A 25,266-nucleotide genomic window follows, 5' to 3' on the forward strand; every position below is an offset into this window, starting at 1 on the left:
ACTAATGAGCGATAATGATTAAGACTCTAATAGAAGATCTTCTTCTTCCTCTTCGACCTGTACAGCGCCATTAGTACCCGTAGTTAATAGTTGTTCACGGATAACTTTTTCAATCTCTCCAGCCATTTGAGGGTTTTCTTCAAAGTGGCGGATAACGTTGTTTTTACCTTGACCAATTTTATTGCCTTGATACGAATACCAAGCACCCGCTTTTTGCACGATATCTTGTTGTACAGCTAAATCTACAAGTTCGCCAAGCTGGTTTGTACCTTTACCGTATAAGATTTGGAAAATAGCTTCTTTGAAAGGAGGAGCCATTTTGTTTTTAACAACCTTAACTCGAGTTTCAGAGCCGATGATTTCATCACCCTCTTTAACTTGACCAATACGGCGGATATCTAAACGTACAGAAGCATAGAACTTCAATGCGTTACCACCAGTCGTAGTCTCAGGGCTACCAAACATTACACCAATTTTCATACGGATCTGGTTAATGAAAATAACCATACAGTTTGAGCGTTTAGCATTACCCGTAATTTTACGTAGCGCCTGACTCATTAAACGAGCTTGTAAGCCCATGTGAGAGTCGCCCATTTCGCCTTCAATTTCTGCTTTAGGAGTAAGTGCAGCAACTGAGTCGACAACGATTAAATCAATTGCGCCAGAGCGAACTAGCATATCTGCAATTTCAAGAGCTTGTTCACCGTTGTCAGGCTGTGATACAAGTAGATTATCAATGTCCACACCGAGTTTACGTGCATATTGTGGATCTAATGCGTGCTCTGCATCGATAAATGCACAAGTACCACCAGCTTTTTGACATTGCGCAATTGCTTGTAGAGTCATTGTGGTTTTACCAGAAGATTCTGGACCATAAATCTCAACGATACGACCTTTTGGTAAACCGCCAATCCCCAATGCAATATCTAAAGTCAAAGAACCTGTAGATACAGCTTCAACAGCTTGAACAGTGTTGTCACCGAGACGCATCACCGTATTTTTGCCAAATTGTTTTTCAATTTGACTTAGCGCGGCTTGTAATGCTTTGCTTTTATTCTCATCCATCTCAAAAACCTCAATACTCTAAGTTCATCACGTTTAACCCAAGTGGATGCATTGAATCTCAACTTGTTTCACAGGGCTAATAGTGACAGATTTTTTCTATAGCTTCTATGTGTTGTCTGTGTGTGTGCGACACAACTCGACGTTTTTATTCATCACTATATGACCAGTGTTGATCATTCTCCTGTTTAAAGCGATTAATCTGACGACGATCCTTTTTACTCGGTCTATTTTCAGGTCGAGCAAGATTATGCAATTTTCGTTGGGATGCAATCAACTCCCGTCTAGCAATACTTACTTCTGTTTCTTCATAAAGTTGCTGGGCAACTGGCGCTGGACCACGTGTATTCGAAAGCGCTTTTACGACAACCGTTTTTTTATCAAAACCTTGTTGAATAATAAGTTCCATTCCGACACGAATTTCTTTTGAAACTTTTACACGCTCATTATTGTGATGTACTTTACCTCCTTCGATCGCTGCTTTAGCAATTGAACGAGTTTTAAAAAAACGAGCAGCCCATAACCATTTGTCGACACGCATGGTCTCTACAGCATCGTTTTCAAGCAATTTTGACATCATTATCCTTTCTATCAATTTGATTCAATATAGACAGCAATTCTGTAAGTCGATCTAGCGCTTTATACTCTAAATCCTCATGCTTTCTTACATCCTTTAGACTTGAGGGCTGTAAGATAGTAAACAAGTGCTTGATACCAAATTTTTCAGCTGTTTTTAGTACAGGAGCTGTATCATCAATAAAAATTGTTGAGTCTGGATCAAAAGAGTGCAATTTTTGGAGCTCTTGCCAAAAATAAATGTTTTCTTTTGCATAACCAATTTGTTCACTCGATACGATTACATCAAAGAAGTGTTCAATTGCAATATTATCGAGCTTTAACCGTAAGCTTGCACGGTCAGCATTTGTAACTAACCAACAACTATATCCTTGAGCTTTCAGTTGCTGTAGAAGCTCCATACAACCAGAACGAGTTTGAATTTTGTTCTGAAACTCTTGCTGTAATTTGAGTACATCAACGCCTACGGTTTTAGTCCAATAAGCTGATGAATACCAAACAAGTGTATGCTTATGTGATTGATAGAACTGATAGAGGGTTTTTTGGCTCTCACCAAGTGGAAGATGATGTATTTCTGCATGTCGCTTAGGAAGACATTCATTCCAAATAAAATCATCAAAAGCGAGGTCTAATAAAGTTCCATCCATGTCAAACATTACGATTTTAGACATATTTTAAATATCTCCAAAACCATTCAAAGCAAATTTTTTAAGACACATCTACCATATATCCTTTTTAAAATCATAAATTAAAGAAGCTTGGTATATAAAAAATTAATTTAAAACTCCACTCATTAATTTTTTCAAAAGTTGTTTAGATTAAATTAATGTGATGGGTAAGGAGGATAAATGATTTGAAAATTATAGCCTGTAATTTTGCAAAACAAAAAAATAATAAATACTTTTAGTAGAAAATTTTCGTGTGTGGAATAAAACTAGTTGAACAAAGTTTCAAAATTTAGAAGTTTTATGTTTCATTTATATTTATGGTTAATTTTACTTACATAGGATACGTATTGACATACATTTTATAAATTGAAGCATACTTGTTTAAAGTTATATTTAAAATTACCCCTAATAAGAATTTAGAGAAAGCAATGAAAATTGGATTTATTGGCGGAGCCAATGACGGTATTGTAATTAATGCCGCTGATGGCCTTGATACTTATAAGCTTGAATGGCACTACAAAGCAGAAAAGCACTGTGAATCACAGCCAACATTAGGGCTTAATGGCCCTGAGTATGATTATTACAACTTATTAATATTAAGAAAAAATAAAGAGGCTAAGCTCTTTTATGTACTCACAACAATGGAGAAAGAAGATATCGCGACTAAAATCCATGAATATTGGGAATGCTCTACCTGTGTTGGCTATGATTTTGATGAGTAAGAAATATTTATTAATAACTTAAAATTTTGAATTTAAAAATCAAAAATTAAATGAAGAGCTCGTAATTTCACATAAGACTTATACTTTTAATTAGTGATGGAGAGGAGCCTTGGAATGAGCAAATTTTTTTAATATTTGCTTTCCTCTCCGCTCCATTACAGCTTGAGAAGAGGCATTAAAAGATTGGGGAAAAACTGTATAACAACTTTATCTAAGCCCATTTTATAAAAGGTTCAGAATCTCCTTTCACTATCTTAGAATCAAACGCTGAGTTTCGATCATGAGAGGGTTCTTTAATAAAAATCAGGAAAATCAAAGCGGTTTTTGCACAATCTTCTGTAAAATGATCTTAGAATTGATACTGACTACACCTTTAATTTTATTTAAGGTGTTAATAACAAAATGAGAAAAAGAACTTAAATCTTTGGTCGCAACGTGCAAAACATAATTAGACTCACCCGTAATAATATATGCATTAATGACTTCATCAAAATTTTTGATCTGACTTAAAAAGAAGTTGTGATCATTTTCTGTTAGCTGGGCAAGTTTTATTTCGACAATTGCCTCAATTTTTATTCCTAATTTTTCATAGTTAACTTTGGCTTGATATTTTTCAATTACACCATTGCTTTCTAAAATTTTAACTCGTCGATGACATGCCGAAGCCGAAAGGTTAACCAGATCGGCCAGTTCTTGGTTACTTAACCGAGCGTTATCTTGCAAATATTTTAAAATTTTAAGATCAATCGCATCTACATTCATTTTCGAATTTCATCCATGTTTTTTGATTTTAATTCGAATTTTATACGAAAATAGCAAATTTTAATCAAATATTATCGAATAAATCGAAAGAATGAGCATGATAAAATTCAAAAACAAAGGAAATGTTGAAAATAGGTGAAATAACAAATGATTACTCACGAACAATGCCTCTATTGGGATCAGGAAGATGAACTCAAAAAGTTTAAAGATGAATTTGCACTGCCAAAAAACGTCATTTATTTAGATGGGAATTCTTTAGGTGCAAGACCAAAGAAATCATTAGAGGTTGCTCAGCATATTATTGCCAAAGAGTGGGGCGAGGACCTTATTAATAGTTGGAATAAAGCAGATTGGTGGGGGCTACCGACTAGACTCGGAGATAAAGTCGCGCAGCTTATCGGTGCCGAAAAAGGGGAAGTGGTTATTTCAGATTCAACGACCTTAAATTTATTTAAAGTTTTATCAGCAGCGGTAAAAATTCAAGCCGAAATATTTCCGGAACGTAAAATTATTGTTGCAGAAAAAGATGCCTTCCCAACCGATATTTATATTATTGAAGGCTTTATAGACTTGATCAATCAAGGTTATCAAGTTGAGTTGATTGATGGTGCAGATGATCTATCCCGTGTTTTGGCAAAAGAAGTGGCTGTAGTTGTTCTTTCTCATGTGAATTATCGGACTGGATATTTCTATGATATGGAGTCTATTAATCAACAAATTCACGCTAAAGATGCTTTGATTATTTGGGATTTGTGTCACTCGGTTGGTGCGGTGCCTATGGATCTTAATCAAAGCAACAGTGATTTTGCGATTGGTTGTACTTACAAATACTTAAACGGTGGTCCAGGTTCTCCTGCGTTGTTATGGGTAAATCGAAAGCATCGTGATCAGTTCTGGCAACCTCTCTCGGGCTGGTGGGGGCACAAAAAACCTTTTGATATGGCTCAGCACTATGAACCAGCCAATAGCATTCGTCGTTATTTGTGTGGAACTCAACCCATCATTTCGATGAGTCTAATTGAATGTGGTATCGATATTTTCTTACAAGCTGATATGCAACAAATACGTGAGAAATCACTCAAATTAACTGATTTGTTTATTCAACTTGTTCAACAAGAATGTGCTCAGTTTGGCTTTGAACTCATTACTCCTTTAAACCATAAATATCGCGGCAGCCATGTCAGTTATAGACATGAGTTTGGTTATGAAATTATTCAGGCACTTATTGCTCGTGGTGTGATTGGGGATTACCGAGAGCCAGAAGTATTACGTTTCGGAATTACACCTTTATATTTGGGATTTGAAGATATCTGGAATGCTGTACAACAACTTAAGCAAATTATGCTGAATAGTGAATGGAAAAATGAGCGTTATCTAGTGCGCAGCGAAGTGACCTGATCATTAAAGGTTAATAGCAGAAGAATGGCTAGGAGGGCCTATGAGCAGTTTTGATGAGATACAAAATCGAGAAGCGGGTTTACATAAGAAATTATCTGCAAAACAGATGGGAATGATTGCAATTGGTGGAGCGATTGGTACAGGGCTGTTCATGGGAAGCAAGTTTGCAATCAGCTTTGCTGGTCCCGCTGTCATTGTGAGTTATGCCATTGGTGGCTTAATCGCATTTGCTATTATGGCTTGTTTGGCTGAGATGACAATTCAGCACCCTACATCAGGCTCATTTGGAGCATATGCTGAGCATTATGTAAGTCCACTTGCGGGATTTTTAGTCCGTTATTGTTATTGGGCATGTATTGTCTTAGCGGTTGGTACAGAAATTACAGCAGTTGCTGACTATATGAAATTATGGTTTCCAGAGGTAAGTTCTTGGGTCTGGATTGCGTTTTTTTCGCTGACGTTACTTGTGGTTAATGCATATAGTGTTAAAGCTTTTGGATTGGTTGAATATTGGTTTTCGACCATAAAAGTCTTTGCAATTATTGTATTTATTCTTTTAGCAATTGGTATTTTGACTCAAAGTCATGGAGGAGCAGTTCAGGTTGTTTCTAATTTAACCGAGCATGGGGGCTTTTTCCCTCATGGTTTTAGTGGAGTCTGGATTGGGGTAATCATTTCAATATTTAGCTATTTAAGTATTGAAATGATCGCTGTAGCAGCGGGTGAGGCTAAAGATCCGGAAAGAGCGGTTAGGAAAGCTTTTAAAAGTACTGCAATTCGCTTAATCCTATTTTATTTACTGTCTTTATTTCTCATAGTGGCACTTGTTCCTTGGACAACTTTAATTGGAGCAGACGCGACTAGTCCTTTTGTGATGGTGATGAAAATTGTAGGTATTCCATATGCAGATAGTATTTTAAATTTTATTGTAATTGTTGCGGCCTTATCAGCCATGAATAGTATGCTGTATATCTCGACACGTATGCTATTTAGCTTGTCACGAGCAGGTGATGCACCAAAACTATTCGGCCGTATTAGTCACAATGGCGTACCAATTAACGCATTGTTATTGTCAGCTGTTGGTATTGGTATCGCGAGTATTGTTTATACCATTAATCCGAGCTCTGCTTTCCCGATCATGATTGCTTTATCTATGTTTGGTGCGTTGTTCACTTGGGGCAGTATTTTTATTACCCATATGTTTTTTAGAAGAAATATGGCGCGGAAAGGACAGAAATTAAAATTTAAGGTTCCAGCGAGCCAGTTAATTTCACTGTTGGGATTAATTGCAATTTTAAGTATCACCGTCACAACATGGTTTACCAATGAGTTCAAGTCAACTTTACAATTTGGGATTCCATTAGTTGTTGTGCTTACGTTTTTCTATTATTTAAAACGATCATCAGCCAAGCTTGCTTTAAATGCTCATGAAGAATCATTGAAGTGAGACACCTATGAGATTATATGACAATGCTAGAAATGTAGCGAATGAACATGAAATATTGGCAGGATTTCAACAGACAAGTTTACTTAGCTACCAAAAGTTCCCCCATATCTCAGATATTCAGTATGGTCCGAACCCAAGATCAACTTTAGATTTCTTTCCTTTAGAGCAAGCTAAAAAGACTGTTATTTTTATTCATGGTGGCTATTGGCAATGGTGTGATAAGTCAGATTTTGCATTTATCGTACCGTATGTTCTAGCCAAGGGCGCACAGTGTGTGCTTTTAGAATATGATCTGGCACCACAAAGTAAAATCTCAGATATTAATTCTCAAGTTAATCAAGCTCTCGATTTTATTCGAGAGCAAAACTGGCGAACCGACGAGATGATTTTGGTTGGGCATTCGGCAGGGGCACATCTAGCTGCTTTGTCATTAGGCCATCCAATCATCTCTGAGATGGTGTTGTTAAGTGGAATTTATGATTTAGAACCTATTCAAAGCACCCATTTAAATCATGCTCTCAATCTTTCAAGTGAAGATATTTTAAAATATAGTCCTATTCATTACAGCGATCGAATTACTATTCCATGTTCAATTTTATGGGGTGAAATGGAACTTGATGAGTTGAAATGGCAAAGCCAAAATTATTTTGAAATTAAAAAAAGAGGAGATCAGGAGTTAGTATCTTTTAAGCTTATACCTCATATCAATCATTATATGATTTTAGAGTATTATTTTAGATATATATTAAACTAGGTATTTGAAAATAATATATAAGATATTATTTTATGAAATGATTAACTTAAGCGATCAGGATCTAAATGTGAGTTAGTTCACAACTTGCTGTATTTTTTATAGAAAGGGTGTGTTCTTATTGACCTGAATAAAGAATTTAATTAGATTAAAAAGATAGTGCTTTCTCACTAAGCGGCAAAATGTTTAGCTGTTGTTTAGTTGAGTTTCAAGTCCGTAGCTTCCCAAGATACGGACTTTTTTATTGATTTTTAAAAACAATAAGGTAGACAAAGTTTTGTACTTAGATATGAATTAATATCTATTTAATAATTAATATAAATTAATAAGATAAAAATGAATTAAATAATAGATAAATTTATATTGGATTTCTATTATTTAAATTGAATTGTCATTTAATAAGTTAAGTAAAATAAAAATATAATTTGTTTAATCTTCATGAATTTGTCATATAGTCTTGATAAATTAAATATAAAAAATAAGCTATAGTAGGTAATTAAATAATATATATAACTTTAAATTAAATGATTTAGTCGGCTCTTATGAGTTGGTTTTTCTATTTATAAAGGAGCCTTTATGAAAATACAATATTTTGAAGGAGGTATGTATAAATATATGTGTCCTGGTTGCGGATACCTTCATTATATTCCTGTACATCATCCTTTCTCCAATGGAAACCAATGGGATTTTAATAATAACTTAGAAAAACCTACATTTGATTCAATCATAACTATAAATGACTGTTGTAATTACTCTATTAAAGATGGTTTTATTGAATATAGCCTTAATTGTAGACATCCTTTAGCTGGATGTAGAGTTGAGTTACCAGAACTAGAATTAAATAATTATAGATTATAATAATTTTAGTATTTATTTTAACTGCAATGTTTTAAAGACTGTACGCTACTTTAAGTAAGCAGTATTTATGCAATATATCTTTACGTATTTGGCATTGAACATCTATAGTTTAAAAAAATGTAAATCTCTTTTAGTTGAAGGCGATATTAAAATTTGCAAGAATTTCTATAACATACTGTTTTATAGTTTATTTATGGATATCTGGAAATTTTTAAAAAGCTTTAATACGACTGGCACATATCTCATTATTTCTACATTTATATTATTTTTAATGATTATATATTTTTACATTATACATCCTACCTAATCTAAATGATAAAAGAGTAAAATAACCAACTAATCTAAAATTTTGCTTTATTGATTTATTTGAATTGGTTCTCAATTTTAATTGAAAAAAGATAAGAGCATTGCATGTACCCAAGTTTTATGAAAATATGACTTGGTCATAATACATGGAGAATATAATAAAAATTCCTTTCTAAAAAATTTACACCCTCAATATAAAAACTGTACTGATCATAACAACGATATCTGAAGTAAAAGATATGGAGATTTTTTATGAAGTTTTGCCAAGTTTCGAGTTTTCTTTTAACAATAGCTGTGAGTCATTTAATTTATGCTGCACCAGTTACAACAAATTCTGTATTAAGTTCTTCTCAAGCAAAAGGAATCATTAAAAACCAATACATTGTTATTCTCAATAAAGATGCTGGTCCTTCTAACGATTTTGCACAAAATATTGCTAAACAACATGGTGGTAAAGTATTGCAGACTTATGACACTGTACTTAAGGGGTTTGCTGTTTACCTACCTGAGGCTGCTGGTACTGCTTTTGTTGAAGCCATGAAAAAAAATCCAAATGTCCTTTCAGTAGAAAATGACACAATCATGAAAATTGATGCGACTACCCAAAGCAATCCAGATTGGGGACTAGATCGTATTGATCAGAAAACCTTACCTTTAAATTCAGCCTATTCATACTTACAGACAGGTTCAGGTACAACAGCTTATATTGTTGATACAGGAATATTGTCTACACATCAACAGTTCTCTGGACGAGTATTAAGTGGTTATACCGCGATATCTGATGGAAATGGCACAACGGATTGTAATGGTCATGGTACTCATGTTGCAGGAACAGTGGGAGGCAGTACTTATGGTGTGGCTAAGAATGTAAGTTTGGTACCGATACGAATTTTAGGATGTGATGGATCTGGTGCCTCGAGTAACGTGATTGCTGGTTTAGATTGGATATTAAAGAATGGTAAAAAGCCTGCTGTTGTGAATATGTCATTAGGCGGTGATGCAAGTACATCTTTAGATAGTGCGGTTGAAAACTTATTTAATAATGGTTATGTGATGGTTGTGGCTGCAGGGAACTCTAATACAGATGCATGTAGTTCTTCTCCTGCCAGAGTAAGTAAGGCGATTACTGTTGCTGCTACAGATAATACAGATACTCGAGCCAGCTATTCTAATTATGGAAGCTGTGTTGATATTTTCGCGCCCGGAAGCCAGATTAACTCTTCTTGGATTGGGAGTAATACAGCAACTAAAGTTTTAAATGGAACCTCAATGGCTACCCCTCATACTGCAGGTATAGTTGCTCAAATGTTACAAAGTACACCTAGTGCTACGCCTCAGACAATTACAACTAATCTTTTAAATCAAGCAAGTAGTAATGTAGTAAAAAATCCTTCAGGTAGCCCAAACCGGTTGCTATATAAATCTCCTTAATAAGAAGCATGGCTTGAAATTAAAAAAGGTCCCGAAGGACCTTTCTTAAATTTTCGCATGAGTACCATATTTATCAATCATGATTGAGCTGGCTTCATTTAAACCGCGAACTGTTACCCTAATACCATTCTTTTGAAATTTATTCACTACTGAATCTAGCATGGCAACTGAAGTCACATCCCAAATATGAGAATGGGTGAGATCAATAATGACGTCTTTAACTTCTTCTTTAAAGTTAAAACTTTGCATAAATTTTTCAGATGAACTGAAAAATATTTGACCTCTTAATTCGTATAGACGAGCTTGATTTTCGAATGAAGTTTCTATACGAATATCATTTTCAAGTTTATTTGCTAAGAAAAGTGCTGAAAGTAATACTCCAGTTAATACACCTAACGCTAAGTTATGGGTAGCAACTACCACAATAACTGTTGCGATCATAACGACATTACTACTTTTAGGATTATTCTTAAATTGAGTCAGTGAGCTCCACTCAAAAGTACTAATCGATACCATAATCATGACAGCAACCAGAGCGGCCATGGGAATAACCTTTAACCAATCACTTAAAAATACAACGAGAATAAGTAAGAATATACCTGCACAAAAAGTGGATAAACGTGTGCGGCCACCCGATTTTACATTAATCATTGATTGACCAATCATGGCACAACCCGCCATACCCCCCATAAAACCTGAGGCAATATTGGCAATGCCTTGACCTTTACACTCTTGAAACTTATCACTAGATGTATCTGTCATTTCATCAACAATTGTTGCCGTCATCATTGATTCAAGTAGACCAACGGCAGCAAGAGCTAAAGAATATGGAAGAATAATCAGAAGTGTTTCTAAATTAAAAGGAATATCGGGAATTAGAAATATCGGTAAAGTGTCGGGTAGTGAACCCATATCACCAACCGTTCGAACATCAAAGCCTAAGAAAATAGCGAGTAGTGTGACTGCCACAATACAGATAAGGGGAGATGGAAAGAATTTTCCAATTTTGGGAATATAGGGGAATAGATAAATAATTCCTAAACCAATAGCTACTAGTAAGTAGACATGCCATGTCACGCTTATTAATTCTGGTAATTGAGCCATAAAGATGAGTATGGCTAGGGCATTAACGAATCCAATAACAACTGACTTGGAAACAAAACGCATGAGTTTGGCAAGTTTAAAATATCCAGCCAAAATTTGTATGACACCGGTTAATACCGTTGCAGCAAATAAATATTGAAGTCCATGTTCCTTTACGAGCGTTGTCATAACTAAAGCCATGGCACCCGTAGCAGCCGAAATCATAGCCGGGCGACCGCCGACAAAAGAAATAATGACGGCAATACAAAAAGAGGCGTATAGGCCAACTTTTGGATCTACACCTGCAATAATTGAAAATGCAATTGCTTCTGGAATTAAAGCAAGACCCACAACAAGACCGGAAAGAATATCTGCGCGGACATTAGAGAACCATTGTTCTCGGACATTCGTTAACATGAGAAATAGCCTAAGTTCTAAATTTTGAAAAGGCTAGTGATGTGATATACCAACACAAGCGACTACACCACATCACTAAACAGTGATGAGTTATTTACAGGAGATAAGCGTAAATAAACTTAAGGTGGCGTAAGCGTCATAGGTATAGAAAATTTGAGGCATTTAAAAGTGCCCGAAGAATAACATAAGTTTTTAAGGTTGACTAACCTAAGCTTGCTAAACCGAGTTAATCATAATTTTTCATTTCGGCTTTTGGCATCGAAGTAAACTCATTCGAAGGCATATCTAGGAAAAAATCTTTTGCTTCAGTGTGAGAGCAATTAAGCCAATCATTCCTCAGATCATCAGGTATCACAATGATGGATCGTTTTTCATCATTAGGTTTATGAAATTGTTTCATAAAAGGGTGGTGATCAGCATTAATTGTTAATAGCGACATTGACCTAACTTTCTGTTCATCAATAAGTGTTTCCTCGTAGATCGCTGCAAGTGTAAAAGGTTGCCCATCTTGCCGGAAAATTCCATACCAATGAGCTTTTCCATTGATGTATTTAGGTTCATAGATGGCTTCAACAGGAATAAGTGCAAATTGGTTATTTAACCAAGCATGTTTAAAAGAGCGTTTCTGTTGTACTGTCTCTGTTCTGGCATTATAAGTTGCATATTTAAATGCGATTTCTTTGGCATAAGGAGGAAGCATTCCAAATTTAGCTTTTCGCCACTTAAGCTCATTTTGATTCAATAAAATGAGTGGACAATCATCACTTGGGAAAATATCCATCTTATATTCAAAAGTTGGTTCAAATAAATTTAATTGATCAGCATGATTTTTCTTAATAGGTTTAAAATTTGCATACATAAGACCGCCTTGCTTATAAAACTTTTCTTTAATTACAGCTTCTAACTTTTATCTTTTTATGATGTATATTTTTCTCATTAGAATTGTCTCTTTAAGTATTAATTTTTAACAATCAATTACTTCGTTAATAAGTGTTTATTTAAATTGCGCCGCTTTCAAGACAATTTAGATATAAAATGAGTAGAGCGGTAAATAAATAGAAAAATCGTAAAGTTAAGTGACTCATCTTAAAAAGAGTTTATTTATTTTTAATAGCTACTTTTATGCAACAGAGCCTTTCAGAAAATTGGATTTTAATAAATTTGCTATTCATCATAATACAAAATATAGAGAGAAAACGTACAAAGCCTTTAATAAAGGTTTAAAAATTCTCGGAAAATTCTGACAATTTATAAGGTGGACACATGAATAAACATTTATTGGCTAAAATTGCCTTACTGGGCGCTGCTCAGTTAGTTACTCTCAATGCAGCATTAGCTGATGTTCCTCTTACTCCTTCTCAATTTGCTAAAGCTAAAATAGACAAGTTTGATAAAAAAGTTATTCTAACTAATTTAAATAAGCCACATGCTTTGTTATGGGGACCTGATAATCAAATTTGGTTAACTGAACGAGCAACAGGTAAGATTTTAAGAGTGAATCCTGAGTCGGCCAGTGTAAAAACAATTTTTCAGGTGCCTGAGATTGTAAGTGATGCTGATGGACAAAATGGCTTGTTAGGCTTTGCTTTTCATCCTGACTTTAAAAATAATCCTTATATTTATATTTCAGGTACATTTAAAAATCCGAAATCTCTAGATAAAGAATTACCGAATCAAACGATTATTCGTCGCTATACTTATAACAAGTCAACAGATACGCTTGAGAAGCCAGTCGATTTGTTAGCAGGATTACCTTCATCGAAAGACCATCAGTCAGGTCGTCTTGTCATTGGTCCAGATCAAAAGATTTATTATACGATTGGTGACCAAGGGCGTAACCAACTTGCTTATTTGTTCTTGCCAAATCAAGCACAACACACGCCGACTCAACAAGAGCTGAATGGCAAAGACTATCACACCTACATGGGTAAAGTACTCCGCTTAAATCTTGATGGAAGTATTCCAAAAGATAATCCAAGTTTTAACGGGGTGGTTAGCCATATTTATACGCTCGGGCACCGTAACCCACAGGGCTTAGCATTCACTCCAAATGGTAAATTGTTGCAATCTGAACAAGGCCCAAACTCTGATGACGAAATTAACATCATAGTTAAAGGCGGAAACTATGGTTGGCCAAATGTAGCAGGTTATAAAGACGATAGTGGCTATGCTTATGCAAATTATTCGGCAGCCGCCAATAAATCAATTAAGGATTTGGCTCAGAACGGAGTAAAAGTAGCCGCAGGTGTACCAGTAACGAAAGAATCTGAATGGACTGGTAAAAACTTTATACCACCATTAAAAACTTTATATACCGTTCAAGATACCTATAACTATAATGACCCAACTTGTGGGGATATGGCCTATATTTGCTGGCCAACAGTTGCGCCGTCATCTGCTTATGTCTATAAGGGCGGTAGAAAAGCTATTTCTGGTTGGGAAAATACATTATTGGTTCCATCTTTAAAACGTGGCGTTATTTTCCGTATCAAGCTAGATCCAACCTACAGTACGACTTATGATGATGCTGTGCCAATGTTTAAAAGCAACAACCGTTATCGTGATGTAATTGCCAGCCCAGATGGGAACGTTTTATATGTATTAACTGACACGGCTGGGAATGTTCAAAAGGATGATGGCTCTGTAACCAACACATTAGAAAATCCAGGATCTCTCATTAAGTTTACATATAAGACTCAATAAAGCTGCCCATTAAAAAACCGATCATTATAGATCGGTTTTTTGCTTTAGAAAAACTATTCGGTTACGACGAGTACCGGTAAATGAATTTCTCCTAAAAGAGCTTGAGTCACACTTCCTAAGAAGAACTTTTTAAACCCTTTTCGACCATGAGAGCCAATCACTAGTAAGTCTGCTTTTAGCTCGGTAGCTGCTTTAATAATTTCTGTGTGAATTGTGTGACCTTCAACAATTTTTGTTTCAACAGAAATTCCATGCTGGCTAAATTGTTCTTTAGCTTGATCTAAAATAGTCTGAATAGATGCTCTAGCTTTATTAAAGTAATCCTGTGCTAATTCTGTACTATCAATAAATTCTACAGAAATGAAAGGATCTATGGTCAGCGCATATACTAGAGTCACTTTACTACCAAAGGCCTTAGCAACTGCCGCTGCATGATTGACAGCAATAAGTGAAGTAGGAGAACCATCGACTGGAACCAAGATATGGTGATAACTCATATATTGCTCCTTATTGTCCTGTGACAATGTGGGGTGGCAAAACACCAAATTATTATCTTTATGCCTATATTATGAACAATTTTTTAAAAGTTATTGTTTATTTTTAGTATGAACAGAACCAAAAAGCTTATTAGCTATTTTAGCTTAAAGCATTGTAATGACTTTCTAAGTAAGGTTGATTTTGTCTAAGTATTGAAATAACTTGATTGGCATCTATAGCAGATTCAAATAAGAATCCTTGACCTATACTATAACCAAACTGCCGAAGTAGCTCTTCTTGTTCAGGGGTCTCAATCCCCTCAGCGATAAGCCCAAGTGATAAATTTGGAGCGAGTAACCCAATTGCTTGCACAATTGCATAAATTGATGGGTCGTGCTGCATCTTTTGTATAAAACTACAATCTACTTTCAAACTGTCAATCGGGTAATCACGAATATGTGTGAGCGATGAAAAACCAGTACCAAAGTCGTCTAGTGCAATACGGACCCCATGCTGTTTTAATTTATTCAGTGCTCGGATTACATACTCTGAACCTCGATCACCCAACATGTGTTCAGTGACTTCAATTTCAATATAATGAGTCGGTATTTGAAATTGATTAATCTTTTTCAAAAGCCGCTCAGCGTAGTTATCTCTTAAGAACTCTACAGGTGCGGCATTTAAGGAAACAGGAAGGGGTGTAATACCAAGATTTATCCATTTTGCGATATCACGTAAAACTTGATGTTGCATTGTTTCACCGATTTTACTCGCTAAATTATAATCTTTAAAAGCTTCTGCAATTTGTGCAGGGTAGCCTCTTTGAGCTGAGGTGGTATGCCATCTTAATAAAGCTTCAAAACCAACTACATGATGGGTTCTTAAATCTACTTTAGGTTGATAGTAGGGCTGAATTGTATGATGGCGAATTAACTGGCGTGCTAAATTAAGCTGAGAAGCGACTGTTTCAGTCATTTGCATCATGCATGGATCATACATGCGAATTCCGCCACGACCACGTGCTTTTAAGTCATGTAATGCCATATCAGCACAACTAAGTAAACCTGACTGATCTATGGCATCTTGCGGGTAAATTGCGCAACCAATACTCATGCCACCATTTAGAACATTACCTAAATAGGTGATAGGTTGATTTAGCTGTTGAAGTAAAATGGCTGCTAGGTCGCGCACATCATTTTCAGATTTGAGGTTATTAATAATAACCGCAAATTCATCTCCACCTAATCGCGCAACAAAACATCGTTCATCATCGACACAATGGCTAAAGCGTTTGGATAAAACTTTTAAAAGATGATCGCCTGCGCTATGCCCTAAAGTATCATTAATATGTTTAAAATGATCAAGGTCAATTAAAAGCAACCCCACACTTGTTTGGGTGTCTTTTGAGTAGGTGAGGGTACGTTTAAGTTGAAATTTAAATGAGCGCCGATTACATAAACCAGTCAGCTCATCTCTCTCACTCATATTCCTGAGCTGGTTTTCTGCCAAATGTTGTTGGGTAACATTACGTGAGACACAAAGTATTTGTCCAATTTCACCATTTTCCCGATGAATCGGGGTAAGCATATTATCCCAATATTCAGGGTTTTGATTGGGTAAACAGCTCATCCCTGCAAATCGAGCAACCTTTCCTTGAAGAGCTTTTTTTAAAGCAACGCGCCCACGCTTACGAATATGAGGTGGCAATAACTCAAGCCATTTCATTCCAAATTCTGTTTCGTCAACAGGGATACCTAAAGCGAGGCATCCTGATTTATTCATATGAGAAACTGTGCCATCTACATTAAGTACTTTAATGCAATCCTCACTGATGTCTAACATTTGATTTTGTATTTCAATATTCTTCTGCAAGTTTTGTTGTTCTTGGATATCATGATCAATATCTAAAAAGCTAACATACCATTCGTTAACTTGAGATGGGCCGTGATACTTAGATGCTTGAATAGAGAGTTTGCACCATCTATATTGATTTCCAACTTGGAGAAGTCGACATTTTAATTCTATTCTTTTTTGAAGGCGAATTGCTTCGAGCCATCTATTTTTGACTTCATCTAAATCAGCAGGATATATAAAATCTAACCATTGCTCTGGCAATGGAGAAAAAGTATCCAACCAATATTCTGTACACTCTACATTGCAATATAATATCAAGCCATTTTCATCACTTACCCAAGTTGGTAGTGGAATTTGCTCAACAATAAAATGCTTTTGGGTAGTGTTCGACATTGAAGTCATAACATGCCTAGAAAGATTGAGAGTTGATTAATCTATTTATTAGTGGGTATTGTAATCTTTCTGTAGTATCCAAAATAGTATAAATAAATTTTATGTGTATTTTTTTTGAACTAAAACTGGGTTGTTAAAATTATTATATACTCAATATTTAATTTATGTTTTTGTTATTTATTAGTTTTTAGCATTCTTGACTTTAAAAAAATATTTATGATGATTTTTGTAAAAAACTTATTAAAACAGAAACTTATAACTGGCTTGATATAATTAGCTTAATACAAATAAACTTAACGATGAGAAGAAGAAAACGGGAAAAATAAAAAATCTAGTAACTTAAATTTCCTTTAGATTATATAAATAAAGAAATCCTAAAGACAGTTTAAATAAATACAATAATCACTATTAAGTTTACAAAAGTAACATAAAATAAAGGCTTCTATTATCGTAAAATTCTTTTTGTCAAAAAGGATATATATTTCCTTTTTGTGCATTTTATAGCCTACATTTTCCCCAAGATGTAGGTTTTTTTTATACATAATTTTTAGAAATTCTAACTACTAAAAATAAAAAAAGCCAAAATGGCTTTTTACGCAGTTTCTGGTTTTTTTAACTGTTCTTGAATGTACAGGTTCATATAGTATTGTTCGATATAATCATCAGCATAGTTGTTTGCTAATGTTTTTGTCGCCACTTGCTCATGTTTTAAATAGCAATTTGATTCAAGATCTTTTTCGAGTACCCACCATTCACGGTTAATACGACGTACTTGAAACTTGTCACTTTTGTATTTTCTTTTAGCCATTTTTCCGGGGTTTGCTATTCAGTTATTGAAAGAGAATTTCTACTTGAGTTGCAAGCTCAAGTCAACAGATAGAAGGTTAATTGATTATTTTATGTAGGCTGCTATATCTCTCAATGGCTCAGACAAAATATTAAAATAATTAAGCTCTCGTAAGGAGAGCTTAAATTGTTATCTATAAGAGAGTTTTTATTTGGTTTTAACGAGAAAGGTTCTTTAAAAGTAATTTTAAACTTTCCATCATTTTTTCGAGTTGTAAAGGAGTAATACCTTCAAACGACTGCTCAAGTACTACACTGGTTAGATCATTGATCTTGTTGATCATTTCAGTACCTTTTTCTGTAAGTACTACGCGGGTAATTCGGCCGTCAGACTGGCAGGAATATGTTTCAACCAGTCCTTCATCTTTTAATCGATAAACGATTTTTGTAGTAGTCGACATTTTTGAAATAATCATATCTGAAAGTTCAGAAACACTCGCATGGGGCTTGCTGCTTAAAGCCAACATAATACGTCGACGTGAGTTATCTAAACCATATTTTTTTAAAGCATTATCAATGTTTTGTACATATTGAGCATGTACTTGAGTAATCCAATAATATGGAAAATCTTCAAGAGTAAAAGATTCTGTTGTAGGTAAAAAACGCGCATACTTCTTTGTCATTGACTTTTCCCCATACCTTGGTGGATCGCATTCCTGGTGAACTATCTTTAATAGTTGAAAAATATAGTTTCATCAAGCAAGTTATAGCAGGACTTTACTTGATGAGCAAAAGTTATATAGCTTCAGTTGATAATGGCCTTGAATATTCCTTATCTTTATAGAGCATTACTATATCTTTGCACGAACTTAAAAATATTCTTCCTCTATAATCAAAGAGTATTGAAAATTAATACTGCTTAACAAAGCAGTCCCAAAAGCTCTTTGAATCGATATATAAGTTTGCATCTAAGCTTGCTTGATCGTTAAATGAACGATATTGCTTGCAACCGCATCGTAGAAAAAAAATTATGATTTGACCGTGGCATTGAACGAGAAAGTTTTTGTCTCTAAAGTCATAATTATGAAAAATTAAGATATTTAAATAATAAATATCTTTATATATCAGTGTTTTGATTTATTTTTATATTCATAAAATTTACCATAAATTTAACATGAAACATCTATTATTTAGTAAATTAAAATTATTTTTTATTATAAGCTATTGAATTTTATTAGTAATTTATATATTAGCTCTTAAATCATAAATTATGATAGAGAGTGAATTTTGTCTATAAATTATATTGTACTAAATGTTTAATTGTTAATCTGATGAATTGTATTTTAATTGTTATTTTTTGTTTCGTTTATTATAGTGCGTATTCCAATAAATATTGATAAATCTTTTGGCTTAATGATGAAAAAAATCCTACTTACTTCGTTGATTGCTTTAACTTTGGGAATTAATGGTTGTGCAACTATTGTTTCTGGTTCTTCCCAAACACTTACTTTCACTAGTGTTCCAGAATCTGCAACAATTGAAATTAAAAATCGTAAAGGAATAAAAATCCATACAGGACAAACCCCAGCAACAGTAAGTTTGAAAAAAGGAGCAGGTTATTTCAAACCAGAAAGCTATCAGGTCACTTTTAGTAAAGCAGGTTATCAAAGCAAGACTGTAGAAGTTACTGGAACATTGAGTGGGTGGTATTTTGGTAATATTCTTTTTGGCGGGTTAATTGGTATTTTAATTGTAGATCCTGCGACAGGTGCAATGTTTAAATTAGCTCCTAAGGATGTGAATGCGGTTTTAGAATCTCAGAATTTATCTACTAAATCGCAAAACCAACCAACTTTAACTGTAATGTTGGCAGAGGAAGTGCCAGCACAAATTATGGCAAGAGCTATTCAGATTAAATGAGTTAAGTCTTAGACAATTAACTATTAAGTAGTTTTTAATTTAAATTTTTATGAGATCTGGCATATATAATTTATAAAAAAGGGAGAATATAAATTCTCCCTTTTTTATTATGAAATAGCCACGGGCTTTTCTTCTAACTTTTTCTTAACAATCGCATAGCTTATTCCTGTAACGATACTACCCGCAGCAATTGCAGCAAGATATAACCAAGCATGATTAATTGCATTCGGAATTAAAAGAACAAATACACCGCCGTGAGGAGTAACCAATTCGCAATGGAAAAGGGCAACAAGTGCTCCAGTTACTGCTCCACCTAAAATACACGTCGGGATTACACGCATTGGGTCTTTTGCTGCAAATGGAATAGCACCTTCAGAAATAAAACATAAACCTAATACGAAAGCGGCTTTTCCAGCATCTCGCTCTCCTGTACTAAATTTACTTTTAGCAATGAAAGTTGCAATTGCCATACCAATAGCAGGAACCATACCGCCAGCCATCGTAGCTGCCATGGGCATATACGTGTTTGTTGTCAGTAAGCCGACAGTAAAAGCGTAGGCTGCTTTATTGATTGGACCACCCAAATCAATACACATCATGCTTGCTAATATAATTCCCATTAACACGGCATTTGTTGTACCCATGTTGTTTAGGAAGTCTTTCATTAGCTCAAAAATATGTGCTACTGGCTGACCCACCACGTAAAACATGATAAGGCCAACGAATAATGTACCCAATAGGGGAATAATTAAAATAGGTTTAAGTGCTTCTAAACTTGTAGGAAGTTTAAGTTTTTTTGCAATAAAAAGCGCGATGTAGCCAGCAAGAAAACCTGAGACAATGCCACCTAAAAAGCCTGCTTGCAGCTGAGAAGCGAGTAAGCCCCCAATTAAACCAGGTGCAAGACCAGGACGATCAGCAATCGAGTAAGCGATATAACCAGATAGCATTGGAACCATAAGCATAAATGCAGCGGCCCCAATTTGTTTTAATATAGCTGGTAAGCTGCCTGCTTGTTCAGCGGCATTAAGGCCAAAGCATAAAGAGAGAGCAATTAAAAGGCCTCCAGCTACCACCATAGGTAACATATAAGAAACACCTGTTAAGAGATGTTTATATACGCCAACTTTTTCGGTTTTATCTTTGTTTTCTGCAGATGTTTGCTGCTTACCTTGTTCTAAAACTTGTGCATTGCTAATAGCTTCAGCAAAGGCTTTATCTGTTTGCTTTAGAGCAAAGCCTGTTCCGCATCGATAAACGCGCTTACCTACAAAACGATCTGTATTAACTTCAATGTCAGTCGCAAGAATGACAATGTCTGCTTCAGCAATAGCTTGAGGTGACAAGATATTCTTTGCACCCACAGAACCTTGAGTTTCTACTTCAATGTCATAACCCAGTTTTTCTGCACCTTGTTGTAAAGCTTCAGCAGCCATAAAAGTGTGTGCAACCCCCGTAGGGCAGGCGGTGATTGCAACAAATTTTTTAGCGGTAGTTAATGCTAGGCTATTATCATTTTGCCAGTCTTGGGCAAACTTAAAATTGTCTAATGCTATTTGCAACGCTGTGTGAGCATCATTTTTGATCTCTTCAATGCTAATGAAAGATAAAGAATGTGTACCAAAAATATGAAGATCTTTCGGCCGTTGACCAATCACGATGACTTGGTCAAAGCTTTCATTCGGATCAAATTCGTTGATCGTGGTAATGCTATTCTCATAACCTTGTTGGGATGCAACTTGTGCAAGTTTACGAGCTAAAATCAAAGCATTGACTTGCTGTTGCGGACTATTAATGACAAATAATAAATGTTTAGCAGTTGGCATCAGATTCACTCAATGAATTGATTGTAGTTTGGGCTTTTAATTGGTTTAGCTTTTCAGCATTAGGAATGCGAAAACCTATTTGTGTTACAGCATGGCTCGCAATTGCTGTGGCTGTTTTTAATGTTTCTTCGGCAGAGAAACCATTGATTAAACCATGGATCATTCCTGCTAAAAGAGAGTCACCTGCACCAACGGTACTTTTAACGATCACTTTAGGAGCTTTGGCATGAAGTGGGTGACTGTCATGTAACCAGTTTACACCGTCTTCACCCATCGAAATGACGACATGCTCAATTTTAGCTAAGTTTTCAAAAAGCTTTTTTTGTTCAGAATACGTCGCGGCAGGAAGCTGATAACTTTCAACTAACTCATCTGTATTTGGTTTAATCATCCATGGTTGGCATTCGATTGCAGCGACCAATGCTTTACCACTTGTATCAAGTGCAACTTTTTTGCCTTGCCCTTGAATGAATTTAATAAGTTGTTGTAGCTCATCAACATTAAAACCTTGCGGGAGACTCCCTGCAATAGCAACCACATCGATCTGGGGTAAAATCATTTCGATTTTTTGAAAGAGATTTTTCTTATCTAGTTCGGATACTAAGAAACCTTTTCCATTTAAATCAGTCATCCTTCCGGAATGTTCAGCAATTTTTATATTTTGGCGAGTTTCACCTTCAATATAAATAAACTCTGGTTGGAATTGAGCTTTTTTAAAATGCTCATCAAAAATCTGTTTGTTAGTTGTGCCTAAAAAACCAGAAACAATAACCTCATGCCCCAAATCTTTTAAAACTTGTGCAATATTTAAGCCTTTGCCTGCTGCATGTATTTCTACAGATTCTTGACGATTCACTTGACCTATCTGTAACTCATTGAGTTGTATAGTCATATCAATTGCAGGATTTAAAGTAATTGTTAAAACTTTAGCCATTACCATTCCTAATCTTTACATTTCTTGTTCGGATAACTGACGTACAGCAGGGGCGCTATCACATTCTAGTGCACGCTTTGCAAGCAACTGAGCTTTGCTGTAGTTGAGTGTACGAATTTGAGCTTTAACCAAAGGAATACTATTCGGTGACATACTAAGCTCATCTACACCTAAACCCATAAGGATCGGTACAGCTTTTGGATCAGCAGCGAGTTCACCGCATATGCCCACCCATTTGCCATGTTTGTGGGCAGCTTTTACAGTTTGATCAATCAATTGCAAAATACTTGGGTGTAGGCCATCTGCTTCAGCCGAGAGGATAGGGTGTCCACGGTCAATGGCTAAAGTATATTGAGTTAAGTCATTTGTTCCTATGCTAAAGAAATCCACTTCTTGAGCAAGGATAGGTGCAAGTAAAGCAGCTGAAGGAACTTCTATCATGATACCAACTTGTAAGTCGGTACACGGATATATTGCTTTTACTTCGTCAAGAATGGCTTTCGCTGCACGCCATTCTTCTACACGGCCAATCATTGGAAACATGATTCTTAAAGGGCGATCATCGGCAGCCTTAAGCAAAGCAATAAGTTGTTGACGCAACAGTTCTGGCTGTCTCAGAGTTAAGCGGATGCCTCTTAATCCTAAAAATGGATTTTCTTCTTCAGCAATTGGAAGGTAAGGGAGTGGTTTGTCACCACCTACATCTAGAGTACGTACTACGAGTGGTCGGCCTGCAAGAGCATCTAAAACAATACGATAGTCTGCTTCTTGGGTAGCTTCACTAGGGGCGCTACTATGCGCCATAAAAACAAGCTCTGTTCTCAGTAGGCCAATTGCTTCAGCACCACACTCGACTGCATGGGCTGTCGCTTGAACTTTTCCTAAATTGGCAGCAATCTCGATTTGATGCTGATCTAGAGTAATTGCAGGTTCTTGACTGTGACGTTCAGCCTCTTCACGAATTTTTTTCTGATGCTCGCGTTCTTGTTTTGCTTGTTCGATTTGCTGAGTATTAGGATTTAAGATAAAGGTTCCTGTATCTCCATTAATTAAAAGAGAACTTTTTTGCTCAATATCTAGTACTTGCTCACCAGCGCCGACAATTGCAGGAATACCTAAAGCACGAGCAACAATAGCACTATGCGCACTTGCACCACCTACGGCTGTCAAAATACCTGCAACTCGATCTTTATTAAGGCGGGCCACATCACTTGGCCCCACATCATACATAATTAAAATATAAGGCTCTTTAGGCTCTTCAATGATAACTTCACCACAAAGTTGAGCCAAAACCCGATCGCCAATATCTCGTAAGTCTGCAGCCCGCTCAGCCAATAAGCGATCTGGTAAAGCTGCTTGCTCTTTGGCTGCTGCTTCAATATGTTCATGCCAAGCAGCAGGAGCAGAAAGGTTTAAGTTAATTTTTTGATAAACACCATTAATAAGATCTGGATCGTCAAGCATTTCTAAATGTGCTTGGAAGATCTGCTTAATTTCAGCCACTTCAGATTTTGCAATAACTTGGTGAATGTTGTTTTTAACTGCGTGAAGGGCAATATCAAGATTTTCTTTTTCTACTTTGACGCTCAAACCCATACGTTCATATTGATAAACCTTAGGTTTAATGACATGAACAGGACCAAAAGCTAAACCACTTGAAGCGGCAATGCCCGTATTTGAACTAAGTAGTTTTGATGGAGCTTTAATTTTATTTGATGGCTCTATTTTTATATCGGAAGATTGTATAGGTTCGACTTCTTCACCTAAACCTTGTTGCACTGCTTGAATAACTTTATCTAAACCTTCGACTGCATCTGTTTCTGGTTCGGCTATAAAACGTAGAGTTTGTCCACGTTTACATCCTAAAGCCAAGAGGCGTGTCAAACTTTTAGCAGAAACAAAATTCCCTTCATCTACTGCGACCTGAATATCACCTTGAAAACTTTTTGTTAAGTTCACCAAATGAGTGGCTGGTCGTGCATGTAATCCATGTGCATTAGCGAGTACAACAGAACGATGAGGCCAATCTGGAATAACATCTGCCCCAATGATTTTGGCAATTTCATTTGGCGCTTGTGTTTGATCTAATTGTGCAACTTGCTCTGGATTAAACAGAATATCAATTAGCCGATTAAATCTCTGGCTATCTAATTGCTCATTGGCAGCAATACATACGAGTGTATTTAACTTTTTTCCACCTAGCTGTAATGCATGGCGAGGCTTTACGATACTGATTGCTGGTTGTTGAACGAATTTGGTACTTGAAATAGACCAGATCTGATCTTGTAGTTGAATAACTTGATCTGGATTAAGCGAACTTAGAAAACCACATTTTACAAAATTGTGTTTTTTTAGAATTTGAGATGCTGACCAAAACAAATCTTCAATATCTTGAGATTCAATTTCAGTTTGAATTAAATTTTCATGTAAATTTAAAGATAACGGCTGAGCTTGTAATATTTCAATAATTTGCTCAGGTTGTTTTGCATTTTTTACCTGTTCACTTACATCATGCATTAAAGCTCGGGTTAATATTTGTAGGACTTGTAAGTGTTCATCTGATTTTGCTGCAATAACAACAGCTAAATAAACTCTGTTTTCACCATCCCATATTATTCCTTCGGGGAAGTGAGCTAAACGGATACCTGTTTCCAAAATACATTCACGAGATTGGGGAGTACCGTGGGGAATAGCTATGCCTTGACCTAAATAGGTTGCGCTTTGCTCTTCACGATTAATGAGTCCTGTAATATAGTCAGGTGTGACTAACCCATCTTTCTCCAATATATCTACTAGACACTGTAATGCATGTGTTTTATCAACAGCATGTTGATTCATATGAATATGTCGAGGCTCTAGTGCTAGCATATTTATCCTTGAACAATATCTTTA

Annotated in this window: 21 protein-coding genes and 1 pseudogene; 8 read left to right on the forward strand and 14 right to left on the reverse strand. The window is 35.6% G+C overall.

Annotated elements, in window-relative coordinates; translation table 11 throughout:
* Positions 1-18: 18 nt before the first annotated feature.
* The 3 genes from recA to yrfG form a co-directional block, all read right to left on the reverse strand.
* The gene (gene recA / locus SOI81_RS06955; RefSeq protein WP_016140739.1) at positions 19-1,065 is read right to left on the reverse strand and encodes a recombinase RecA; all 1,047 of its coding nucleotides are present in this window, start codon (positions 1,063-1,065) and stop codon (positions 19-21) included.
* Between the two features lie 145 nt (positions 1,066-1,210).
* Positions 1,211-1,639, reverse strand: coding sequence for an RNA-binding S4 domain-containing protein (hslR, locus tag SOI81_RS06960; RefSeq protein ID WP_016140740.1), 429 nt, complete (start codon positions 1,637-1,639; stop codon positions 1,211-1,213).
* Positions 1,623-2,309, reverse strand: a complete 687-nt coding sequence (gene yrfG / locus SOI81_RS06965; protein ID WP_239975396.1) for an HAD-IA family hydrolase — start codon at positions 2,307-2,309, stop codon at positions 1,623-1,625. Before yrfG ends, hslR begins: the two co-directional genes overlap by 17 nt.
* 425 nt (positions 2,310-2,734) lie before the next feature.
* On the opposite strand from yrfG, the gene SOI81_RS06970 reads away from it, so the two are divergent.
* The gene (locus SOI81_RS06970) at positions 2,735-3,028 is read left to right on the forward strand and encodes a hypothetical protein (RefSeq protein WP_224991569.1); all 294 of its coding nucleotides are present in this window, start codon (positions 2,735-2,737) and stop codon (positions 3,026-3,028) included.
* 170 nt (positions 3,029-3,198) lie between these two features.
* Here the strand turns inward: SOI81_RS06970 and SOI81_RS17470 are convergent.
* Positions 3,199-3,310: pseudogene (locus SOI81_RS17470) on the reverse strand (GNAT family N-acetyltransferase); the annotation flags it as partial.
* A 30-nt stretch (positions 3,311-3,340) separates the two neighbouring features.
* Positions 3,341-3,790, reverse strand: a complete 450-nt coding sequence (gene gigD / locus SOI81_RS06975; protein WP_004791887.1) for an Lrp/AsnC family transcriptional regulator GigD — start codon at positions 3,788-3,790, stop codon at positions 3,341-3,343.
* Between the two features lie 147 nt (positions 3,791-3,937).
* Between gigD and kynU the strand changes: the two genes are divergently transcribed.
* From kynU to aprA, 5 genes are all read left to right on the forward strand, one after another.
* Positions 3,938-5,188, forward strand: a complete 1,251-nt coding sequence (gene kynU / locus SOI81_RS06980; RefSeq protein ID WP_320541446.1) for a kynureninase — start codon at positions 3,938-3,940, stop codon at positions 5,186-5,188.
* Positions 5,189-5,228: 40 nt separating this feature from the next.
* On the forward strand, positions 5,229-6,635 hold the full coding sequence (pheP, locus tag SOI81_RS06985; protein WP_320541447.1) for an amino acid permease: 1,407 nt from the start codon (positions 5,229-5,231) through the stop codon (positions 6,633-6,635).
* A 7-nt stretch (positions 6,636-6,642) separates the two neighbouring features.
* Positions 6,643-7,389, forward strand: coding sequence for an alpha/beta hydrolase (locus SOI81_RS06990; protein WP_320541448.1), 747 nt, complete (start codon positions 6,643-6,645; stop codon positions 7,387-7,389).
* Positions 7,390-7,962: 573 nt separating this feature from the next.
* On the forward strand, positions 7,963-8,244 hold the full coding sequence (locus SOI81_RS06995; protein ID WP_320541449.1) for a DUF6527 family protein: 282 nt from the start codon (positions 7,963-7,965) through the stop codon (positions 8,242-8,244).
* Positions 8,245-8,802: 558 nt separating this feature from the next.
* Positions 8,803-9,981, forward strand: a complete 1,179-nt coding sequence (gene aprA, locus SOI81_RS07000) for a S8 family peptidase (protein ID WP_239975401.1) — start codon at positions 8,803-8,805, stop codon at positions 9,979-9,981.
* Positions 9,982-10,026: 45 nt separating this feature from the next.
* Here the strand turns inward: aprA and ybaR are convergent, their stop codons facing one another.
* Together ybaR and SOI81_RS07010 are read right to left on the reverse strand one after the other, a co-directional pair.
* Positions 10,027-11,481: a SulP family inorganic anion transporter gene (ybaR, locus tag SOI81_RS07005; RefSeq protein ID WP_239975402.1), complete on the reverse strand. Its 1,455-nt coding sequence runs from the start codon at positions 11,479-11,481 to the stop codon at positions 10,027-10,029.
* A gap of 226 nt (positions 11,482-11,707) precedes the next feature.
* Positions 11,708-12,340 carry an SOS response-associated peptidase family protein gene (locus SOI81_RS07010; RefSeq protein ID WP_320541450.1) on the reverse strand — a complete coding sequence of 211 codons (633 nt, stop codon included), beginning with the start codon at positions 12,338-12,340 and terminating at the stop codon, positions 11,708-11,710.
* 404 nt (positions 12,341-12,744) lie between these two features.
* On the opposite strand from SOI81_RS07010, the gene gdhB reads away from it, so the two are divergent.
* Positions 12,745-14,184: a glucose/sorbosone family PQQ-dependent dehydrogenase gene (gene gdhB, locus SOI81_RS07015; RefSeq protein ID WP_320541451.1), complete on the forward strand. Its 1,440-nt coding sequence runs from the start codon at positions 12,745-12,747 to the stop codon at positions 14,182-14,184.
* 53 nt (positions 14,185-14,237) lie between these two features.
* Here gdhB and uspA read toward each other — a convergent pair whose 3' ends face one another.
* The 4 genes from uspA to SOI81_RS07035 all read right to left on the reverse strand — a co-directional run bounded on the left by uspA (position 14,238) and on the right by SOI81_RS07035 (position 18,377).
* The gene (gene uspA, locus SOI81_RS07020) at positions 14,238-14,681 is read right to left on the reverse strand and encodes a universal stress protein (protein WP_016140753.1); all 444 of its coding nucleotides are present in this window, start codon (positions 14,679-14,681) and stop codon (positions 14,238-14,240) included.
* Between the two features lie 139 nt (positions 14,682-14,820).
* Positions 14,821-16,917 (reverse strand): EAL domain-containing protein, encoded by a 2,097-nt coding sequence (gene ykoW, locus SOI81_RS07025; RefSeq protein ID WP_239975404.1) that lies wholly within the window; start codon positions 16,915-16,917, stop codon positions 14,821-14,823.
* Between the two features lie 583 nt (positions 16,918-17,500).
* Positions 17,501-17,716, reverse strand: coding sequence for a hypothetical protein (locus tag SOI81_RS07030; protein ID WP_239976983.1), 216 nt, complete (start codon positions 17,714-17,716; stop codon positions 17,501-17,503).
* Between the two features lie 196 nt (positions 17,717-17,912).
* The gene (locus SOI81_RS07035; RefSeq protein WP_016140756.1) at positions 17,913-18,377 is read right to left on the reverse strand and encodes a MarR family winged helix-turn-helix transcriptional regulator; all 465 of its coding nucleotides are present in this window, start codon (positions 18,375-18,377) and stop codon (positions 17,913-17,915) included.
* 733 nt (positions 18,378-19,110) lie between these two features.
* Here SOI81_RS07035 and SOI81_RS07040 point away from each other — a divergent pair.
* On the forward strand, positions 19,111-19,614 hold the full coding sequence (locus SOI81_RS07040; protein WP_239937220.1) for a hypothetical protein: 504 nt from the start codon (positions 19,111-19,113) through the stop codon (positions 19,612-19,614).
* Between the two features lie 107 nt (positions 19,615-19,721).
* Here SOI81_RS07040 and fruA read toward each other — a convergent pair whose 3' ends face one another.
* From fruA to ptsP, 3 genes are read right to left on the reverse strand one after another with little or no spacing between them, the layout of a single operon-like run.
* Positions 19,722-21,440, reverse strand: coding sequence for a fructose-specific PTS transporter subunit EIIC (gene fruA / locus SOI81_RS07045; RefSeq protein ID WP_239976981.1), 1,719 nt, complete (start codon positions 21,438-21,440; stop codon positions 19,722-19,724).
* Positions 21,427-22,374 carry a 1-phosphofructokinase gene (gene pfkB / locus SOI81_RS07050; protein ID WP_239976978.1) on the reverse strand — a complete coding sequence of 316 codons (948 nt, stop codon included), beginning with the start codon at positions 22,372-22,374 and terminating at the stop codon, positions 21,427-21,429. The genes fruA and pfkB overlap by 14 nt, the downstream gene beginning before the upstream one ends.
* Before the next feature lie 15 nt (positions 22,375-22,389).
* Positions 22,390-25,242, reverse strand: a complete 2,853-nt coding sequence (ptsP, locus tag SOI81_RS07055) for a phosphoenolpyruvate--protein phosphotransferase (protein ID WP_320541452.1) — start codon at positions 25,240-25,242, stop codon at positions 22,390-22,392.
* Positions 25,243-25,266 lie beyond the last annotated feature (24 nt).

The organism is Acinetobacter pittii (assembly GCF_034067285.1).
In the GTDB taxonomy this organism is placed as follows: domain Bacteria; phylum Pseudomonadota; class Gammaproteobacteria; order Pseudomonadales; family Moraxellaceae; genus Acinetobacter; species Acinetobacter pittii_E.

Excerpts from the sequence above, each read along its gene's own strand:
- recA (WP_016140739.1), bottom strand. The coding sequence starts at position 1,065 with ATGGATGAGAATAAAAGCAAAGCATTACAAGCCGCGCTAAGTCAAATT.
- hslR (WP_016140740.1), bottom strand. The coding sequence starts at position 1,639 with ATGTCAAAATTGCTTGAAAACGATGCTGTAGAGACCATGCGTGTCGAC.
- yrfG (WP_239975396.1), bottom strand. The coding sequence starts at position 2,309 with ATGTCTAAAATCGTAATGTTTGACATGGATGGAACTTTATTAGACCTC.
- SOI81_RS06970 (WP_224991569.1), top strand. The coding sequence starts at position 2,735 with ATGAAAATTGGATTTATTGGCGGAGCCAATGACGGTATTGTAATTAAT.
- gigD (WP_004791887.1), bottom strand. The coding sequence starts at position 3,790 with ATGAATGTAGATGCGATTGATCTTAAAATTTTAAAATATTTGCAAGAT.
- kynU (WP_320541446.1), top strand. The coding sequence starts at position 3,938 with ATGATTACTCACGAACAATGCCTCTATTGGGATCAGGAAGATGAACTC.
- pheP (WP_320541447.1), top strand. The coding sequence starts at position 5,229 with ATGAGCAGTTTTGATGAGATACAAAATCGAGAAGCGGGTTTACATAAG.
- SOI81_RS06990 (WP_320541448.1), top strand. The coding sequence starts at position 6,643 with ATGAGATTATATGACAATGCTAGAAATGTAGCGAATGAACATGAAATA.
- SOI81_RS06995 (WP_320541449.1), top strand. The coding sequence starts at position 7,963 with ATGAAAATACAATATTTTGAAGGAGGTATGTATAAATATATGTGTCCT.
- aprA (WP_239975401.1), top strand. The coding sequence starts at position 8,803 with ATGAAGTTTTGCCAAGTTTCGAGTTTTCTTTTAACAATAGCTGTGAGT.
- ybaR (WP_239975402.1), bottom strand. The coding sequence starts at position 11,481 with ATGTTAACGAATGTCCGAGAACAATGGTTCTCTAATGTCCGCGCAGAT.
- SOI81_RS07010 (WP_320541450.1), bottom strand. The coding sequence starts at position 12,340 with ATGTATGCAAATTTTAAACCTATTAAGAAAAATCATGCTGATCAATTA.
- gdhB (WP_320541451.1), top strand. The coding sequence starts at position 12,745 with ATGAATAAACATTTATTGGCTAAAATTGCCTTACTGGGCGCTGCTCAG.
- uspA (WP_016140753.1), bottom strand. The coding sequence starts at position 14,681 with ATGAGTTATCACCATATCTTGGTTCCAGTCGATGGTTCTCCTACTTCA.
- ykoW (WP_239975404.1), bottom strand. The coding sequence starts at position 16,917 with ATGACTTCAATGTCGAACACTACCCAAAAGCATTTTATTGTTGAGCAA.
- SOI81_RS07030 (WP_239976983.1), bottom strand. The coding sequence starts at position 17,716 with ATGGCTAAAAGAAAATACAAAAGTGACAAGTTTCAAGTACGTCGTATT.
- SOI81_RS07035 (WP_016140756.1), bottom strand. The coding sequence starts at position 18,377 with ATGACAAAGAAGTATGCGCGTTTTTTACCTACAACAGAATCTTTTACT.
- SOI81_RS07040 (WP_239937220.1), top strand. The coding sequence starts at position 19,111 with ATGAAAAAAATCCTACTTACTTCGTTGATTGCTTTAACTTTGGGAATT.
- fruA (WP_239976981.1), bottom strand. The coding sequence starts at position 21,440 with ATGCCAACTGCTAAACATTTATTATTTGTCATTAATAGTCCGCAACAG.
- pfkB (WP_239976978.1), bottom strand. The coding sequence starts at position 22,374 with ATGGCTAAAGTTTTAACAATTACTTTAAATCCTGCAATTGATATGACT.
- ptsP (WP_320541452.1), bottom strand. The coding sequence starts at position 25,242 with ATGCTAGCACTAGAGCCTCGACATATTCATATGAATCAACATGCTGTT.